The 254-nt window shown below is 39.4% G+C and carries 1 protein-coding gene; it reads left to right on the top strand.

Annotated elements, in window-relative coordinates:
• Positions 1-228 (top strand): hypothetical protein (locus IYN85_RS25700; protein ID WP_230390990.1); only part of this gene is annotated, 228 nt, incomplete at its 5' end.
• Positions 229-254 lie beyond the last annotated feature (26 nt).

Genomic DNA, 254 nt, shown 5'->3' with positions numbered 1-254 from the left:
ATCAGATTAGTGATAGAACGACATAAGGGAAAAAACGTGGACATTGAAACCTTAATCGAAAGACTTAAAAAAGGCGGTGAGGATCGAATAACACTACTTCAGCCTGCCGTAGCTAAAGCTGCAGAAGTTGGATTACTTCCAAAAAACGTCCCAGCGGAAGACAGTATTAAGCATTGGGATAACCTTGAATCAGTGCTGATTTCCTTTTTGGAAAGCGCCAAGAAATAGATAACGGAAAAATCGTGAATAATACT

Origin of the sequence: Reinekea sp. G2M2-21 (assembly GCF_015687175.1) — a bacterium.
Classification (GTDB): domain Bacteria; phylum Pseudomonadota; class Gammaproteobacteria; order Pseudomonadales; family Natronospirillaceae; genus Reinekea.
The sequence above is the reverse complement of the archived record's forward strand: the minus strand, read 5'-3'. Positions and strand labels throughout refer to the sequence as shown.